The sequence below is a fragment of the Vibrio tubiashii genome (assembly GCF_028551255.1).
Taxonomy (GTDB): Bacteria; Pseudomonadota; Gammaproteobacteria; order Enterobacterales; family Vibrionaceae; genus Vibrio; species Vibrio tubiashii_B.
Map to the genome: position 1 here is coordinate 262311 of NZ_CP117030.1, position 17389 is coordinate 279699.

The 17389-nt window shown below is 44.5% G+C and carries 16 protein-coding genes; 13 read left to right on the forward strand and 3 right to left on the reverse strand.

Going from position 1 to position 17389, the window contains the following annotated elements; all coding sequences use genetic code 11:
- Nucleotides 1-16: 16 nt before the first annotated feature.
- Together LYZ37_RS16540 and LYZ37_RS16545 are read left to right on the forward strand one after the other, a co-directional pair.
- Nucleotides 17-637 (forward strand): LysE family translocator, encoded by a 621-nt coding sequence (locus LYZ37_RS16540; RefSeq protein WP_004749102.1) that lies wholly within the window; start codon nt 17-19, stop codon nt 635-637.
- Between the two features lie 2 nt (nt 638-639).
- Entirely contained in the window at nt 640-903 is a 264-nt protein-coding gene (locus tag LYZ37_RS16545; protein WP_272787973.1) for a hypothetical protein, read from the forward strand.
- Between the two features lie 38 nt (nt 904-941).
- Here LYZ37_RS16545 and LYZ37_RS16550 read toward each other — a convergent pair whose 3' ends face one another.
- Entirely contained in the window at nt 942-2120 is a 1179-nt protein-coding gene (locus LYZ37_RS16550) for an MFS transporter (RefSeq protein ID WP_272787974.1), read from the reverse strand.
- A 126-nt stretch (nt 2121-2246) separates the two neighbouring features.
- On the opposite strand from LYZ37_RS16550, the gene LYZ37_RS16555 reads away from it, so the two are divergent.
- The 5 genes from LYZ37_RS16555 (at nt 2247) to LYZ37_RS16575 (ending at nt 6154) form a co-directional block, all read left to right on the forward strand.
- A complete protein-coding gene (locus LYZ37_RS16555) occupies nt 2247-3128 on the forward strand; it encodes a LysR family transcriptional regulator (protein WP_272787975.1) in 882 nt (293 codons plus the stop codon).
- A gap of 35 nt (nt 3129-3163) precedes the next feature.
- A complete protein-coding gene (locus LYZ37_RS16560) occupies nt 3164-3484 on the forward strand; it encodes a heavy metal-binding domain-containing protein (RefSeq protein WP_004744645.1) in 321 nt (106 codons plus the stop codon).
- A 66-nt stretch (nt 3485-3550) separates the two neighbouring features.
- A complete protein-coding gene (locus tag LYZ37_RS16565; RefSeq protein WP_049844698.1) occupies nt 3551-4009 on the forward strand; it encodes a YaiI/YqxD family protein in 459 nt (152 codons plus the stop codon).
- 9 nt (nt 4010-4018) lie between these two features.
- Nucleotides 4019-4975, forward strand: coding sequence for a LysR family transcriptional regulator (locus tag LYZ37_RS16570; RefSeq protein ID WP_239851524.1), 957 nt, complete (start codon nt 4019-4021; stop codon nt 4973-4975).
- 270 nt (nt 4976-5245) lie between these two features.
- Nucleotides 5246-6154, forward strand: coding sequence for a DMT family transporter (locus LYZ37_RS16575; RefSeq protein ID WP_272787976.1), 909 nt, complete (start codon nt 5246-5248; stop codon nt 6152-6154).
- A 180-nt stretch (nt 6155-6334) separates the two neighbouring features.
- Here the strand turns inward: LYZ37_RS16575 and LYZ37_RS16580 are convergent, their stop codons facing one another.
- Entirely contained in the window at nt 6335-7120 is a 786-nt protein-coding gene (locus LYZ37_RS16580) for an SDR family NAD(P)-dependent oxidoreductase (protein WP_272787977.1), read from the reverse strand.
- Nucleotides 7121-7340: 220 nt separating this feature from the next.
- On the opposite strand from LYZ37_RS16580, the gene LYZ37_RS16585 reads away from it, so the two are divergent.
- The 6 genes from LYZ37_RS16585 (at nt 7341) to LYZ37_RS16610 (ending at nt 16968) form a co-directional block, all read left to right on the forward strand.
- The gene (locus tag LYZ37_RS16585; RefSeq protein WP_004744651.1) at nt 7341-7580 is read left to right on the forward strand and encodes a YdcH family protein; all 240 of its coding nucleotides are present in this window, start codon (nt 7341-7343) and stop codon (nt 7578-7580) included.
- 365 nt (nt 7581-7945) lie between these two features.
- Nucleotides 7946-10405, forward strand: a complete 2460-nt coding sequence (locus LYZ37_RS16590) for a collagenase (protein ID WP_272787978.1) — start codon at nt 7946-7948, stop codon at nt 10403-10405.
- A gap of 249 nt (nt 10406-10654) precedes the next feature.
- Nucleotides 10655-11980, forward strand: a complete 1326-nt coding sequence (locus tag LYZ37_RS16595) for a sphingomyelin phosphodiesterase (protein WP_272787979.1) — start codon at nt 10655-10657, stop codon at nt 11978-11980.
- Nucleotides 11980-12948 carry a chromosome partitioning protein ParA gene (locus LYZ37_RS16600; RefSeq protein WP_272787980.1) on the forward strand — a complete coding sequence of 323 codons (969 nt, stop codon included), beginning with the start codon at nt 11980-11982 and terminating at the stop codon, nt 12946-12948. The genes LYZ37_RS16595 and LYZ37_RS16600 overlap by 1 nt, the downstream gene beginning before the upstream one ends.
- Nucleotides 12949-13103: 155 nt before the next feature.
- On the forward strand, nt 13104-15521 hold the full coding sequence (locus LYZ37_RS16605) for a M9 family metallopeptidase (protein ID WP_272787981.1): 2418 nt from the start codon (nt 13104-13106) through the stop codon (nt 15519-15521).
- A gap of 253 nt (nt 15522-15774) precedes the next feature.
- Nucleotides 15775-16968, forward strand: coding sequence for a DUF3103 domain-containing protein (locus tag LYZ37_RS16610; protein ID WP_272787982.1), 1194 nt, complete (start codon nt 15775-15777; stop codon nt 16966-16968).
- Nucleotides 16969-17050: 82 nt separating this feature from the next.
- Here the strand turns inward: LYZ37_RS16610 and LYZ37_RS16615 are convergent, their stop codons facing one another.
- The gene (locus LYZ37_RS16615) at nt 17051-17347 is read right to left on the reverse strand and encodes a hypothetical protein (RefSeq protein WP_272787983.1); all 297 of its coding nucleotides are present in this window, start codon (nt 17345-17347) and stop codon (nt 17051-17053) included.
- Nucleotides 17348-17389 lie beyond the last annotated feature (42 nt).

Sequence of the window (17389 nt, forward strand, 5' to 3'; positions counted from 1 at the left end):
GATAAAAATCTCAACTATGAATACCGCTTTGCTGGGAATGTTTATTCCGACTTTTTTCTTCGTTTCAATTACTCCTGGGATGTGCATGACGTTAGCGCTGACCTTAGGCATGAGTATTGGCTATCGCCGAGCGCTGTGGATGATGGCAGGGGAGTTAGTTGGTGTCGGTCTAGTGGCTGTCGCTGCTGTCCTCGGTATTGCTGCTGTGATGCTCAATTATCCGTGGTTATTTGTAGCACTGAAGCTCATTGGGGGCAGTTACCTGTTTTATCTAGGCATTCAGATGTGGCGCTCAAAAGGTAAGCTTGCTATTAACCTAGATGAACAAGCTCCGCAACCTTCAAGTGATTGGGATTTGGTGGTGCAAGGCTTTGTCACTGCGATCGCTAACCCTAAAGGCTGGGCGTTTATGATCTCTTTGCTTCCTCCGTTTATCGACCAGAGTGCTGACTTAGCCCCTCAGCTGATTGTATTGGTCTCGATAATCTTGGTATTCGAGTTTATCTGTATGACTTTGTACGCAACTGGCGGGAAAGGGCTGAAACGCCTACTTGGGCAATCGCAAAACGTTCGACTTCTTAATCGTATTGCTGGCACGCTAATGATGGGTGTTGGTGTTTGGTTGTTTATGAGTTAGCTATGAATTTGTTGAAACGAGTGAAGTCACAACTACTTGAAGTATTAGATTTTCAATCTCGCGTCTGGGTTGTCAGTGTGTATGAAGGAGTGCATAAAGGCGAGTCTTACGTGGTGAACGAAGATAGCTTTTCTGAGCCAATGCAGTGGATGAAACGCAAAGGTTATTCCACAGTAATGATAGAGCAAGTAGATCAGATGCGACGCTCGCAAGTCGAAGAGTTTGAGCTAGAGGATGTTAAGCATCGCCTTATGCGTGTGAAATGACACTCAGCCCATATGATAAGGGCTGAGTATTGGTTTCATTATACTCGTTGCAATCTCAGTGAGCGCTTATCCAGTGCGCCGCTTACGCGAGTAAGGACGAGAGCAGCCAACACGATCATTGCGCCAACCCAAGGGGTGTTCATTAATCCCGCTTGCTCAACAATAACGCCACCTCCCCAAGATCCCAACGCAATACCTACGTTAAATGCGGCGATGTTTAAACCAGAGGCAACATCGACTGCATCAGGTGCGTATTTCTCCGCTAGCTTGACCACATAAACCTGTAAGCCGGGAACATTACCAAAAGCAAAGGCACCCCAAACGAGAATTGTCATTACTGCGGCGATTGAGTTGTATGCAGTGAAGTTAAACACCAATAGAACCAGAGCGAGGCCGACAAAGATAACCGTTAAGGCTTTAATTGGTCCCATAGTGTCGGCCATTTTTCCGCCCCAAATATTGCCAATGGCAACTGATACACCATACACCAACATGATTAGGCCGATTGCGCTTGAGTTAAACCCAGACACCTCTTCTAGAATTGGCGCTAAGAAAGTAAACGCGGTAAACGTCCCCCCGTACCCCAGTGCTGTGATCGCATAGACGAGTAGCAGTCTCGGTTGAGTAAGCACTTTAAGTTGAGCAGACAACTTGGTTGCTGGTGGCTGTTTCAGATTACTTGGTATCAATGCCGCACTGCCAATAAGAGCAATCAACCCTAGCAAGGCTACGATGAGAAATGTCGCCTGCCAGCCAAAGGTTTGCCCAATGTATGTACCAAGCGGCACACCTGTAACCAAAGCAACAGTTAGACCAGTGAACATTATCGCGATCGCGCTGGCTGCCTTTTCTTTCGACACTAAGCCTGTCGCAATGGTGGAGCCAATTGAGAAAAATACGCCATGGGCAAGGCCGGTCAGTATACGTGCCATAACAAGGGTGTTATAGCCGGGGGCTTGCCAAGCTAACAGGTTACCCAAGACAAACAAACTCATCACGGTCAGGAGCACTTTTTTACGTGGCCAATTGCCAGTTAAAGCGGTTAATACAGGCGCGCCGACCGCAACGCCCAAAGCATATAAACTCACTAGGAGCCCGGCGGAAGGGAGCGAAACGGATAAATCGGCAGCCATGGTTGGAATTAATCCAACGATGACAAATTCAGTCGTGCCGATAGCAAAGGCACTGAGTGTTAATGCGAATAGAGCGATTGGCATTGTTGTTCTCATTAGTTGTGTAGTAGATAGCGAGCATTATTAAAGAAAGGTTATTTGCGAAAAATAGTGATTTTATCAAATTACTTTTGCTATAAATGAAGGTAATAACATTGTTGGAGAGATTGGATGCTGACCCGTTCAGATGATTTGGATATTTTGCTTACAGTCGTGGATAGCGGTGGGTTCTCTGCGGCTGCGGATGTGCTTGATATTCAGGTCGCTAGGGTATCGCGAGCAGTAAGCAAAGTAGAAAAGCAGCTTGGTGTTTCTATTTTGAACCGGACGACTCGACGTATTGAGCTCACTTTTGAAGGGAAGCAGTTTATCGAATCGGTTCGACGCGGGCTTGATATTATCAAACAAGCTGAAGAAGAAATCGTAACGCGAGGTGAACTACCCAAGGGTCATCTTCGTGTAGATGCTGCAAGCCCGTTCGTTTTCCATCAGTTGGTGCCACTTATTCAAGAGTTCAAACAAGCCTTTCCAGATATTGAGCTGGAGCTGACTTCTAATGAAGGCTTTGTTGATCTGTTAGAAAAAAGAACGGATGTGGCAATTCGAATCGGACAGCTAAAAGATTCCACATTACATGCAAGACTGCTTGGTAAAAGCCCACTCTACATTGTGGCGTCACCAGAATATCTCGTCCAACATGGTGTACCTAAAACAGCGTTGGAATTGTCTCAGCATCAAGTGATTGGTTTTACGGCACCAAAAGTATTGAACCAATGGCCTCTAAAAGGGTTCCAACCTTTGAAACCACTGATTACTTCGGGAAATGGTGAAACCATACGTCAGTTAGCCCTCAACGCAAATGGTGTGGCTTGCTTGTCTGGTTTTATGGTTCAAAAAGATATTGAAGAAGGTCGACTCGTCTCTTTGCTAGAGGATCAAAAACTCCACAACACAGAGCGAGAGTTGGTCAATGCTGTTTATTACAAGTCATCGACGGTGGCTCGTCGTATCTCGGCATTCGTTGACTTTATACAGCCGAGGCTAACCTTGTAAGGCCTTCTATATCACACACTATTAAGGAAAGAATGATGATCAAAACTACCACTTCAGTTGTTGAAGGTCGCCCGGTTCAAGACTATTTGGGTGTTGTTGTTGGCGAGGCAATATTAGGAGCCAACATTTTCAAAGACATGTTTGGCGCGATTCGCGATGTGGTTGGCGGTCGTTCAGGTGCCTATGAGCGAGAGATGGGACGCGCGCGTGAGATCGCTTTCCAAGAGATGGAGTCCAGAGCTCGTGAGTTGGGTGCAGATGGTATTGTCGGTATTGATATCGACTACGAAGTGATAGGTAGTGGCGGTAGCATGATGATGGTGAGTGTTAGCGGAACGGCGGTTAAGTTTAAATAACGCTATTAAGTCCCTAGTAATTACGGTCTAATAGCGTCAGTAGACCGTTTTTAGGAATAATGAAGAATGAAAATTTGGGTAGATGCGGACGCTTGTCCTGTCGTAGTACGAGACATCTTGTTTCGTGCTTCTGAGCGTACTGGAGTTGAAGTGACCTTGGTAGCTAACCAGTTTATTCGCACTCCAGCCTCACCAAAGGTAACCATGCTACAAGTTCAAGCCGGATTTGATGTGGCTGATAATGAGATAGTAAAACGCTGCCAAACGGGTGACTTGGTGATCACCAGTGATATTCCGCTTGCGGACGAAATCATCACCAAAGGCGGCCATGCACTGAGCTCGCGCGGTGAGTTGTTTACCAAAGAGAACATCAAATCACGTTTGAATATTCGTGATTTTATGGAGACCATGCGTAGCAGCGGTATCCAAACAGGAGGGCCTGCGCCATTAAGTCAGGCTGATCGCCAGCAGTTTGCGAACCATCTTGATAAATGGTTGGTGCAATGGCAGCGAGCTCAAAAGTAAGGTTGTAATATGGCGTTAGTGAATCAACTCTCTCTGTTTATCGATGTCGTCCAGCAAGGCTCTTTTACTAAGGCTGCCGCTCTGCATGATATGGACAACTCTTCTCTATCAAAGCAGATAAAAAAACTAGAGTCTGATTTAGGCGTTCAGCTTCTTAACCGTTCGACGCGCTCATTTTCACTAACGCCAGCAGGAGAAGAGATTCTCGAACAAGCTCATAACCTTGTGGGGACTTTGACTCACGTTCAATCAATCGCTGACTCTTATCATGCTCAGCCTAAAGGGCGAATTAGAGTGACTGCCCCGTACCATGTGGGTCAAAACTACCTTCGCCCGGTGATCAGTCAGTTTATGCAGGCATATCCAGATGTTGAGATTGAACTGCTACTGGATGATAAACGTTCAGATATTATCTCTGACCATTTTGACGTGGCGTTTCGTTTAGGGCGCTTAGATGATTCGAGCTTAATTGCGAAAAAGATTGCCGATATTAGGGCGGTGATCCTTGCTTCACACAGTTTTATCGAAAAGTATGGAGAGCCGTTAACCCCTGAAGAGCTAGTGAAGCTTCCTTCTGTGGTGTACAGCAACCGCTCTTTGACCGTGGATACGATGAGGCTTAGCGAGCAACCCAACTCCAGTAATATCATTAACTACAAGATGAGAGGCAAGCTCAAAGTAAATGATGTCCCGACCTTGATTGCTTCGGTTCAAGATGGGCTTGGTTATGTGACGCTTTCTTCTTCCAATCTAAACTGCTCTATTGATGAGCTAGGGCTGAAGCCGCTTCTTACGGACTATACCTTGTGTAACAAAGGACTGGCTCTTTACGCTTTATACCCTCACCGTAAGCAGACGGCACTGGTAAGAGAGTTTATTACGGCTGTTCAACAGTATATTGGGACTCCGCCTATTTGGGAGCAGCATATTCCCAACTTTGAACATTACTATCCTGCTAAATCATAGTGGCTCACTCTTGAAGTACTATCTTGTATAGCGACCATAAATGCTTTAATTCTATTCATAACCTTTTTTTAACTAAGGTTATCGTTTGCATTATTTGCCGGGTATAAAAATTTTCTAAGATATCTCGGTTAATTAGAAATATTTTACCTTTAACGGATAAGGTTTGATGTAAAAGGAAAACATTTTCTCTTAGTGATTCATTAGACTACATGCCAAATTTTTTGTGCTTCAGTGCACAGTTTTCATTTGCGTAGTTGATGAGTTATCACCATGAATTCAAAGTCATTTACCTTTTTGTTGTTCCTATCGGTTTGTTTAATATGGGGGACAACTTGGTTTGCGATGGAAGTCGCGCTGCACTCCATTCCACCCATGTTTGCTACTGCTCTACGCTTTTTGCTTGCAGCTCCACTGCTTATTGTCTTAACCAAAGCATTTAACCAACCGCTGCTTTTTCCTAAGGGTAAGCGTCGTTGGATGCTGATTGTATCGATTATGTATTTTGCTATCCCGTTTACGCTGATGATTTACGGCGAGCAGTACATTTCGTCGGGTCTCGCTTCGATTATCTTTGCCAATATGCCGATTGCAGTGATGTTAACCTCTTCGCTATTTTTAGGTTTACGTTTGGAAAAGCACCAAATGTTCGGTTTAGTGTTAGCGGTGATCAGCCTATGCATCATCCTATCTAATGAAATGGAGCTTGGAGGTGAAGATTATCTCATTGGTACCTTGTCGCTAGGTATGGCTGTTGCGATCCACGCGTTTATGTATGTCTTTGCTCAAAAGCAGTGTCGTGATGTTCAGGTTCTGACCTATAACGCGATACCTTGTTCTATCGCTTCTCTATTTCTATTTGCGGTTTCGGCGGTCGGTGAAAACGTAGAGATTGACGCGTTCACATGCGACTCGATCTGGGCGGTTATCTATCTTGGTTTGATCGCCAGTGTTGGCGGTATCGTGGCTTACTTTAAACTGGGGCAGGTGTCGTCCCCATTTCATGCTTCAATCTGCTTTTTGATCTTCCCGATTGTCGCATTGTTTATTTCTTCTTATGTGAATGATGAAATGATCTCAGATCAGTCAGTTGTTCTGATGTTACCTCTCCTTTTTGGTATCTTGTTGACTAAAGTTCCTAAGAAGTTTTTCAAGCGCGGCCAAGAAGCGACAACCGCTTAGTTTGTTTTGGGTCGGAATAGATCAAAGCGGGCAGTAATGTTTTGTTCTTACATACCGGGGGCAGCCAAGGCTTGTTTGCCTACCGAGAGACATTTGCTTATTAGGCACTCGCTTAAACAGAAAACAATCGGTGTTTGGTTAAGCCAAACACCGATTTTTGTTTTTAGTGAGTACTCTCGATCAAGCTAAGCGTTCAATTGCCTCTATGACTTGTTGAACTTTTATGTCATCAAGCGCATCGACATGCGGCTCAGAGAAACGTTCGAGGTCGTTATCGAAATAGAGTCCATGCGCATTGGCAAACTCGGCTGAAAGGCTTGCTCTTACGAGTATATCGGCACCTAAGCTGAGGTCGCCGCCAGCAATACCAAACGCGTCTTTTACCATCTTGCTCCCAAGCAGCGATTTCGGATTGACGGACACAATCATAGGGCCAGTATCTTTATGAGCTAAACCTAAGTGACGAGACCACATAGTGAGCGCGAGCTTACTCTGTGCGTAGGCGTCACCATCAGCAAGCGCTTTATTGCCAATAAGAGCCTCAATGCTGACACTTCCTTGCGCGGCTGAAGATAAGTTTACTACTCGACCATCACTTGGTAGCAAAGGCAAAAGCGCTTTAGTGAGTTTATAAGGCGCAAGTGTATTGACCACAAAGCGGACATCTAAACCCTCTTCGGTACGTGGTTGTTGGGTAGAAAATACGCCCGCATTGTTAATCACCACATCGATGGTTTCAAAGTCGCTAATAAGTTGCTGGGAGAGCTTGTCTACGTCACATAAGTCAGACAGGTCCGCCACATAACTAGAGACGTTGCCAAGTTGACTTAGTGTTTCTTCTACGTGTTGCAGTTTGCTTGGATTACGGCCATGAATAAGTACGTGATGCCCTTGGCTAGTGAGCATTTTTGCAGTTTCAAAACCGATGCCATCTGTTGCGCCTGTTACGAGAATAACCTTTTGCATTTTACTGAACCTGTCTGATGTCGATGTAGCCATTATGGGACAAATGACTCAAGACTACATTAATCGAATCTTCCGAAGATTATGGGTTAAAGCTTCCATAATCAAAGTACACTTGAACGGGAAGTTTATTGCCAGTAAGTGCGAGAGCGCACATTTCAAGGCAGTATTCGTTGCTATGGTTAAAAAATGAACAGCTAATTTCTACCATGGAGGAGTACATATGCTCGGTGAAGATCATTCTCTACTAAAAGAATTTCCTGAATATAAAGATGCGATTCTTGCGCTTGTCGAAACCAATGAGGACTTTGCGCAGATGATGAGAAACTACAACTCATTAGATAAAGAGATTCGAACCCTTGAGTTGCGAGACTCTCCAATTAGTGATGGAGAAATGCATCAAATGAAACATGACCGAGCCGAGATGAAAGATGCTCTCCATAGTTGGGCGAAATCCTTTTAGCCCCAATTGCAGCGAAAAAACAAGTTTGATAGGAGCGCCAGTATGGCGCTTTTTCATTGATATTCATTAGGTTAAATCTCAACCTTATCCCACACTTTAGCCAGTATGATGCTTTTCCTATACACGTAACGTCTACCACTTTTAAAGCTTAGAAAGTCACTGCTACTAAATTAATGAATGAATAAGTATCCAAGCTTAAATAGTGATTCTGTGCGTCTTATAAACTGAGACTCAAAAATTGAGTATCAGTAATTTGTTTCATAGTTAAGATTTTCCCGTCTAGATTAATCAGTGATTTCGCAGTAAGTGAGATCCGGTGACGGCAATGCCGTTTGTATAAAATATACATAGGTAGAAGAGCTAAGATGGAACTTAAAAAACTAACAATAGCAGTGGCAGGTGCTTTATTTTCTTTGAACGTGTACGCGGCGAGCGAGCCAGTGCCGCAATATGTAGACCGAAGTGTTCTGCATGACCATGAACATCATGGTGTCGAAGATCATCAACCAGACAACGCGCCAAAGAAAACACTCACTCAAAAACCAGAGCCAACTTTTAAGATGTTTGCCGCTGCTGCAGACGAAGCAGCGGTAACCTGTGATGTAGAGACATTTGCTACCTCAAATAGTACAACGCTTATTTCCGCGATTACGACGCAGGGAGCGAGTTGTGTGAACAAACTTTTCTCAGCAGAAAGCCGCGTTCAAGAAACAGCATTTGAGTCTAGCAATATGTTCAATGTCGCCAAGCACACGGTGAATGTTGCAAAAGCATATCAGGGTGGTGGAAGTGATGAGTTAGAGGCGTTGTTCCTCTTCCTGCGAGCAGGCTACTACGCTGAATTTTATAACAACAACGTGAGCTTTTTATCTTGGGTGACACCTGCGGTAAAAGAAGCGGTCGATGCTTTTGTCGCCAACGCTAACTTTTATGAAAGCAGCGATGCTCACGGTAAGGTGTTGCGCGAAGTGATCATCACAATGGATAGCGCAAGTCTTGAGCATGCCTACCTTGATGTTATTACTCAATGGCTAAATCGCTGGAACTCAGATTACGCTCAGCATTGGTATATGCGTGATGCAGTCAATGGCGTTTTCACCGTGCTGTTCGGGGGGCAATGGAATGACCAATACGTTCAGTCGATAGGTTCGCAGACCGCTTTGGTCGACGCACTCGCTAAGGTGGCACTCAATCGAGATTCTATTACGCGAGCGGATGAGTTTATGACCGCTAACGCGGGTCGTGAAATGGCCAGATTACTAAAGTACAGTGGCACTGCGATTGAAGCGAAAGTAAAAGCTAAGGTCACCGAGGTGTTCAGCCAATACGAGATGTATGGCTATGGTGATACGGTTTGGCTCGCGACTGCTGATACTGCCTCCTATCATTCCGATTGTTCTCAATTTGGGATCTGTAATTTTGAACAACAACTGAAATCCCTTGTGTTGGCACAAAGCTACACGTGTAGCCCAACTATTCGTATTCTGTCTCAGAATATGACCCAAACTCAGCATCAGGCTGCGTGTGAAAAAATGGGTTTTGAGGAAGGTTACTTCCATACCCGACTGGAAACTGGCAACCAGCCTGTCGCAGACGATCACAATACTCAGCTGCAGGTAAATATCTTCGATAGCAGTGACGATTACGGCAAATACGCAGGTCCTATTTTTGATATCAGCACTAACAATGGTGGCATGTATCTAGAAGGTGACCCTTCTAAGCCGGGTAATATTCCTAACTTCATTGCTTATGAAGCGTCTTACGCTAACCCGGATCACTTCGTTTGGAACCTTGAACATGAGTATGTCCACTACTTAGATGGGCGATTCGACATGTATGGCGACTTCAGTCATCCAACTGAAAAAGTCGTGTGGTGGAGTGAGGGTGTCGCTGAGTATGTCGCAAATGAAGACAACAATCCTAAAGCGATAGAGACAATTAAAGATGGCTCTACTTACACATTAAGCGAAATATTCGAAACCACTTATGATGGCTTCGATGTCGATCGCATTTATCGTTGGGGTTATTTAGCCGTGAGATTTATGTTTGAACGCCACATGGATGACGTCAACCGCATGTTAGTTGAAACACGAAGCGGAAAATGGTCACAGTATAAAGTCATTATCAATCAATGGGCAGTTCAGTATCAGGCTGAGTTTGAACAGTGGCAACAACAACTGGTCAGTGGCGGTGCAGAGTCACCGACCGCGGTAATCAATGTAAGCAGTGAGGGTAAAGTCGGTGAATCCATTTCATTCAGCAGTGCAGGTAGTACAGACAAAGACGGCCAAATCACAAAATACCTCTGGGACTTCGGTGATAGCTCGACAAGTTCCGAGGCCAATCCGTCGCACCAGTTCAACAGCGAGGGTAACTACACGGTCCGCTTAACGGTCACGGATAACGATGGAAATACCGGCACGACGACCGCTTCGATTGTGATTTCACAGCAAGGAGGTGATTCTTCGCTACCTACTGATTGTGCAGTACAAAGCAAAATCTCAGGCGGACGATTGGTGGTAGGAGAGCCTGCATGTCTTGCGAGCCAGTCAACCATCTGGCTCAGTATCGAAGGGGTCAATGAGCATCAGTCGATGGCAATAACTTCTGCCAATGGGACAGGTGATCTTAAATTGGAATACAGCAATTTTGGATGGCCGAATGAAGCAGGATCGAACCTTCATGGATGGTCAGACAATGAAGGCAACAGTGAGTGTATCACTATCGCTGGGCAAGCCAACTACTGGGGATATTTGAAAGTTTCCGGCAATTTTGAAAATGCAGCAATAGTCGTTGATTTCGATACCTCAAGCTGTCGCCCGTAATCATCTAACCAAAGAAAAAGCTCAGCAATCGCTGAGCTTTTTCAGTAGAAGTTATGAACCACAGTTTATGAAAGTTTGATCTTTTGCCAGATACTTATTTATAGATTTGCTTCTTGTTGCACTTAAACAATGTCTGATTCACGAATTTGTATCGCGATTACTGCGAAATAACCATGTCATACATTCATAACATTTATGTAAAGCATATGCTCTAGATTCAAGCCTCCAAAACACAACAAGGATAACGTAATGAATTTTAAGCAGTGTTCCATCGCCTTAGTCGCTCTGATGGCAAGCTCAGCTTTTGCTGACACAGATGTGTATCTCACTAACAACTCCGGCCAAGCGTTGACCATTCAAGTCAGCCATGACGGCACAGACATTCTCAAACATGGTGAAGAGTGGAAGCAGCATGTTGAAACCCTCGGACCTTGGGAAACCAAACAGGTGATGAGCTTCAACCGTTGGGAAGGGGTTAAATCCGGCAAAACCTACCGTTTTAGTACTGTTGTTTCAAACCCGGTGGGTGAAAGTGTAACGCTAAATCAGGTGATGAAAGGGCATTGGTACAACTCTTCTATTGAGTATGGTGTATCTGCGTCAGATGTTTCGCTAAGTTTGAAAGATGATCGAGATATTCACCGTTACAACAGCCAATCATTTGGAGAGCGCAGCGCTGAGCTTGCTTTTAAATCGGCTAAAACAGCTCGTTATGATGACCTTTACTACACTATCACGCCACAAAAGGTCGAAGAGCAAGTAGATAGCGATGAAAACACCCTCAAAATGATGACCTACAATATTTGGGCGCTACCTGTTATCGCTTCTCATATTGGTGATCGTTATGATCTGATCCCTGAATATGTGAAAGGTTATGACGTGTTGGCACTGCAAGAAGTATTTGCAAGTGGACGTGATGCTTTTCTGCGTGAACTGGCGAAAGAATACCCCTACCAAACCAAGATGCTCGATAAGGAGGGGATCAACATCTACGATGGTGGCGTGATGATCGTGAGTCGCTATCCTATTGTGAATCAGGCGCAATTTGTTTTCCCTGACTGTACCGGCACGGATTGCTTTGCAGATAAAGGTGTCAACTATGCTGAGGTGATCAAAGGTGGAAAGGCTTACCACGTATTCGCCACTCATACTGCGTCGTTTGATACCGATACAGCGAGGGATTACCGTCAGCGTCAGTTCAAACAGATTCGCCAGTTAGCGACGTCACTCAATATTCCCAAAACAGATACTGTTGTGTACAGCGGTGATTTCAACGTCAATAAGCTGAAGTTCCCGGGTGATTACCAACAGATGATTGCCAACTTGAGCGCTATCGAGCCAACCTACTCAGGCTATACGGCGTCGACGTTTGATCCTCGAATCAACGACTTTGCTGGTGAAGCTATGTCTGGGGGGGAAAATGTCGAGTATCTAGACTATGTGATGGTCAGTAATGAGTATCAGGTGAAGTCCTATAACGACAACCGTGTTGATGTCCCTCGCTCAACCGACGAACGATTATGGAAACACTATAATCTGTCGGATCATTTCCCAGTGACTGCGGTAGTGAAATAATGCTGCGTTTATTGTCATTGGTTATGCTCGTCGCTTCGGCGAGCATTATTGGTTGGTTCGTCATTGAGGGCCCGTCTTCTTCAACAATGAATCATAACGTTAGCCCTGTAGAGTCGGCGATTGACAAAGAGAACGCGTCTCTTCCTATTGATAATCTGGCTCAACAAGACAAAGCTCCAACTCAGGCGCCATCTGCTCAGCCTAATCAGCCGAATGTGAATGAATGGGTAGCACGCTTATCAGCTTTGGAAGGGACAGCGCTAAGTCAGGAGCTCGAAGCATTCTGGCAACATTGCCTAGAATTGAACAACTGTGAAATGCAACTGGTCTCGCTGAAATCTTTAATGACTGATTCAGGTTACTTCTTGCTGGCAAATTATCCTCAATTGAAGCAGCAATGGCATGACAGATTAGGGAATCTAGAGTTAAACCAACTAGCAACGTTAGCCGACAAAATTACTGAGTTTAAACGTGAGGCAGAAGCGATTTGGGGTCAGCAAGCTGAAACAATATTCGCAGATCAATTTGCGGCCTATGATTTTGCTCTCGACTCCCAAGCACTCGCTGATATCTCGCCAGACGATTACCTCGCCGAGTTCCAATCCCTTACGCAGCGTTGGCAACAGAATTCGGCATCGGTGGGATTGGACGGTGATGTTGCCACTTTTGAAACGGCGGTTTCTCTCATTCCGGCTAGTTACAGCCAGCAGCAAAGAGATGCGGTCGTCAATCAACTAGCTGCGACTTACCTAAGCAGTGAACAAATCAATGAAATCAGCACTCGGCAGCAGCAGGTAAAGGAGCAACAACAAGAAGTAAAAGACTATCAAAGCCAGCTTTCTGCATTGAAGTCCTCACTGAGTCAACAGCGAACTTCCACTTACAGCGCGATGACTGATTCAGATTGGATGGCCTATTACAATGAGCAGATTAGCCAGTTTCGCATCGACTTTTTTAATTCTAAGTAATTGTTAAATAAGTGTTTAATGAAAACGATTGCTATTTGAACAGAGAGCGAAATTTTTGAATGGGAGTCTAAAAGGCTTCTGATATGTTTTTAGTTAATATATTGATTGTTGTTATAACGCGCCTGCCATTTATCAATAAAAACAGGGTGTTGCAAATGAAACAACGTCAATGGGCTCTCGGTAAATTAGCGGGAGCATGTCTAGTAGCGAGCTTGGGAAGCTACGCTCAAGCGTCTACACAATGCGAATTTAACGAATTATCTCAAGGTCATTTATGGGTAGAGGATATCGCATCTGCTCAATTATCTTGCTATCAATCTTGGTTCAATGCGCCAGCTGAAGCGGCTGTTTCACTTTATAGTGAAGCATCACTAAACCAAGTAGCACGCGCGTTAAGTGCTGAAGTGAACCAGTACAAGGGGGAAGACGCGCAGGCAGTTCGTATTGCTAATCTAAGTGAGTTTATTAAAGCGGGGTATTTTGCTCGTTATTCGACACAGGAGCAGTACGGCTACTTTTCAGATGATTTGAGTCGCTCGATTGCACAAATTTCAGATCGCTTTATTCGTTCTCAACATGCAACAGATCTAGGTCGCGAGCAAGTTAGGGCTATGTCGTCTATGACCTTGTTAGTCGATAGTGTTAAACAGCTTCACGTAACGATGGAGTCTATGCTGACTTTACTAGAGTCGTTTGATCGTGAAAACAGCAACAATCTTCAGTACGTTGATGGCTTAAATAACCTCTTTCGAGCAATGAGCGGTCACATTGTTCGCGATGCTTTCTATGAGGAGTTGGTACAACATCCCCAGTACTTGCAAAGATTAAAACAATTTGTCGATAGCAACTTATGGGCTCTAGGGACGGACTCTGAGTTTCTTATTTACAACGCGGTGCGTGAAACAGGTCGTCTTCTAGCGGGCAGAAACGAATCGCTGAACCAGCAAGTCATGCCTTTCTTAGAAAGCATTATGGCTCAGCATAAAATCGGAACTCAAGGTGAAAAACTTTGGCTGGCATCCGCTGAAATGCTGATGTTCTACGCGCCCGAAAAGGCGGAAAAGCTCAATGTTGAGGGTAAAAAGCAGCAACTAGAGCACCGCTTGTTAGTGAATAGGTATGAGTGTAATGGTCCGGCAGTCATTCGCTCTCAGAACCTTACTCAGCAGCAGTCACAGCAGGCATGCGAGATACTGGGTTCGACTGAGGCTGATTTCCATCTAGTTGCCAATACTGGTCAGATTCCAGTCAAAGACGACCATAACAACAAGGTAGAGGTTGTGGTTTGGCAAGACAATAATTCGTACACCACATATTCGAACTTTCTGTTTGGTAATAGTACTGATAACGGTGGTCAGTATTTGGAAGGAGACCCTTCGGATGAGAACAACATGGCGAGATTTCTCGCGTATCGATATTCGTCAGATGAACTCTCAATCCTCAATTTAGAACATGAATACGTTCACTATCTTGATGGTCGATTCAACTTGTATGGTGGTTTTGGTAAGACACTAAGTGAAGGAAACATTGTTTGGTGGCTCGAAGGTTTTGCTGAGTACATGCATTACAAAAAAGGCTATCAGGCTGCGGTGGATCTCATTGGTGATGAAAACTATTCATTGGCAGAAATACTGACAACAACATATGAGCATGACCTTAATCGAGTTTACCGATGGGGCTACTTAGCGGTTCGTTTCCTGTTCGAGCAACATCCAAGCGAAGTTGACCGTCTGCTTCAGTTTGCTCGTTCGGGCGATTATGTGACATGGTCCCGCGAAGTAGATCTGCTTGGTGTTAACTTGAATGCTGAGTTTGCTACTTGGCTGAAAGTGGTGTCAAAACAGCCGGATGCAGAAGAGGGTGGCGGCAATGGTGAATCGGGCACAACTGACAAACCTCAACCACAAGATCTATTAAACATCGGCTTAAATCAAACAATGAGTTTTAAGGCTGATGATTATCAGGAGCAGCTGTTTTATGTTGATGTTCCTAACGGTATTTCGGAGTTCAGTATTTCGATAACAGGCGACGGAGACGCTGATCTTTACGCTAGTTACGAGAAAGTCGCTCACTATTATGACTACCAGGTTTCAGAGTTCCAGCGTGGAAGTGAAGAAACGATTCAGTTCATTGCACAATCAAACGGATTGGTTGCCCCTGGGCGTTACTACTTTAGCTTGGCAGCACGCGAGGCATTTCAAAATATCGAAGTTGTTACGTTTGCTAAACAGCAAAATCAAACTCATAAACCGAAAGATGACCTATCGCCACTATTGATTGAAAATAACAGGGCTAAATCACTCACTGTGAATGAGCGTCGTTATATCGGATTGTACGTTGAACAGCCGGGTACTGTCCGTGTTTGGTTGACACCTAAACAGCAAGCGCAAGGAGAAGTCGATATGTACGTTGGTCTAGAGGCTTGGGCATCTGAAAATCAGTATGACTTTTCCACGGTTTCACAGGGCAAACACCAGTATCTTGAGTTCAATGTCGAAAAAACGAGCTATGTCCACTTCACTCTCAAGTCTTCTCACTTAGGCAGTGAAATAGAGCTATTTGCAAGTTACTAAAAGTAAACATAAAAGAGCGCCAACGGCGCTCTTTTAGTAAATGATATTACAAAAGCATCAATAGGTAGAGGTTAAATTCGTTGTTGCTAATTTAGGCAATATTAAATATTGATATTTTATGTGATAGAGTGATCTTGAGCAGAAAAATTGGCCAAAATCTAATCATTTTGCTTCCTCTTATCCATCAAGCTGATAGGTTGTAGTTGTAGATTAATTACTCTACTACTGATAATTATTACAATGAGGATCATTTATGAGACCGAATATTTCTATCAGCTTAATGCTTGCAACGGCAGTGGTTGGATTCCAATCCAACGCAAAACCTCTTATTGCACAAGACATGACTCCGGTGTCGAAAGCAGAAGAAATCTCCAAACAGAAACAAGAACTCGCACTTCAGTTCAGTGAAAGGTACCAATCGCTAGAAGCTAACCTGAAAGCGCAAATCACCGAGAAGAATTTGTCGGCATCCGTCAGTCAGATTCAGTCGGCCCAACCGTACTCGGCCTTTAGTCGTCAGTTACAACAAGCAGACCAAGACTACCGGACGATCAAAGGAGTCGAAGATTTTACGGACTCTTTAATCGAGCTACGCATTGCTGATGCTTCGATGGTAGAGAAGTGGAAGCAGGGGGAAAGCCCACTTTTCGCATTTGAACCTGCTGGTGATGACTCCAATTGGCAGTACATAGAGGCCTACGACATATATGGTCAGCTTCACCAGTTAGATGTGTATGAAATGCCAGACGTACCTGTTCTGGTTGTTGATAGTAATGGCGCCGAGGAGCTAAGAGCGGGTCTACAAGCGATGCAGGCAGAGATGCATCGTTTAGGCCAACCAACCAAGCTAACAACGGATGAACCCGTTGCTAAGCCAAAAACGCAGCGGTTTAAACGCTCAGCGATGGCAGCAGATGTGCAACCCCTGAGTACGACTCAGCTTACCAAAATTCGCCTCAATGATGACCAAGAACCTTGGATTTCTGGCAAGGCAGAGATCTACGCTATCATCACTGGTGTTGATCCAAGCAGAGACGCGCCTCAGATAGATTTAGTTGAAATGCCTTACCTTGATTACGACGGCCAAGACTACTATCCAGGGCAAACAATCATAATCTGGCCTCGTTACCGCTGGGGAGCCGTTGATATGGTTCTGATGGAGCAGGACGACGGCACTGACTACAAGGAGCTTGCCAAGCTTCTAGTGAAAGCCGCTGAAGAGATCTTAAAAATGATTCCAGATCCGGAAGTGCAAGGCTATGCCATTATCGCTCAGATCACCGGAAAAATTATTGACGTGATTCCTGATGGATTGCTGACCAACGATGACGATTATGTCGATGTTTATTACACCTTGATGCAAAACACGCCATATGTGGATCGCCCTGGAGCTGGTGGTAATGCTACGGCGACCTTCAAGCCAGTGACGATCAATCCAACTGAGTAAAGATAACGAAAGAAGATCTAAAATAATGGGACTAAAAATTAGTCCCATTTTTCGTGGTTCAAGATTATCGACGCAAGAAAGTTTAGATGAATAAGTACCGCATTACTTCAATGGAAACGGAACTGATTAATTTGGAGATGAATGCGATCCATATACAACCTTCGAGAGGTGTTTCGGTCACGTAGTAAAGAAGAGCAACAAACACAATTAAGCTGATCAGCCACCCTAGTGAAGGAATCAAGGAAAAAAGAGACACAACAACAACGATTGCTGCGAGAGAAGCGAAATGTACTTTCTCAAGTGCAATTTGTGCAGCGACATAAACACAACACGCTGAAATGAAAACTTCAAAGGCAAACTCAATTGCACCAGATTCCATTGACTAATCCTTACTACACACAATACCAAACAGGTTGCTTAA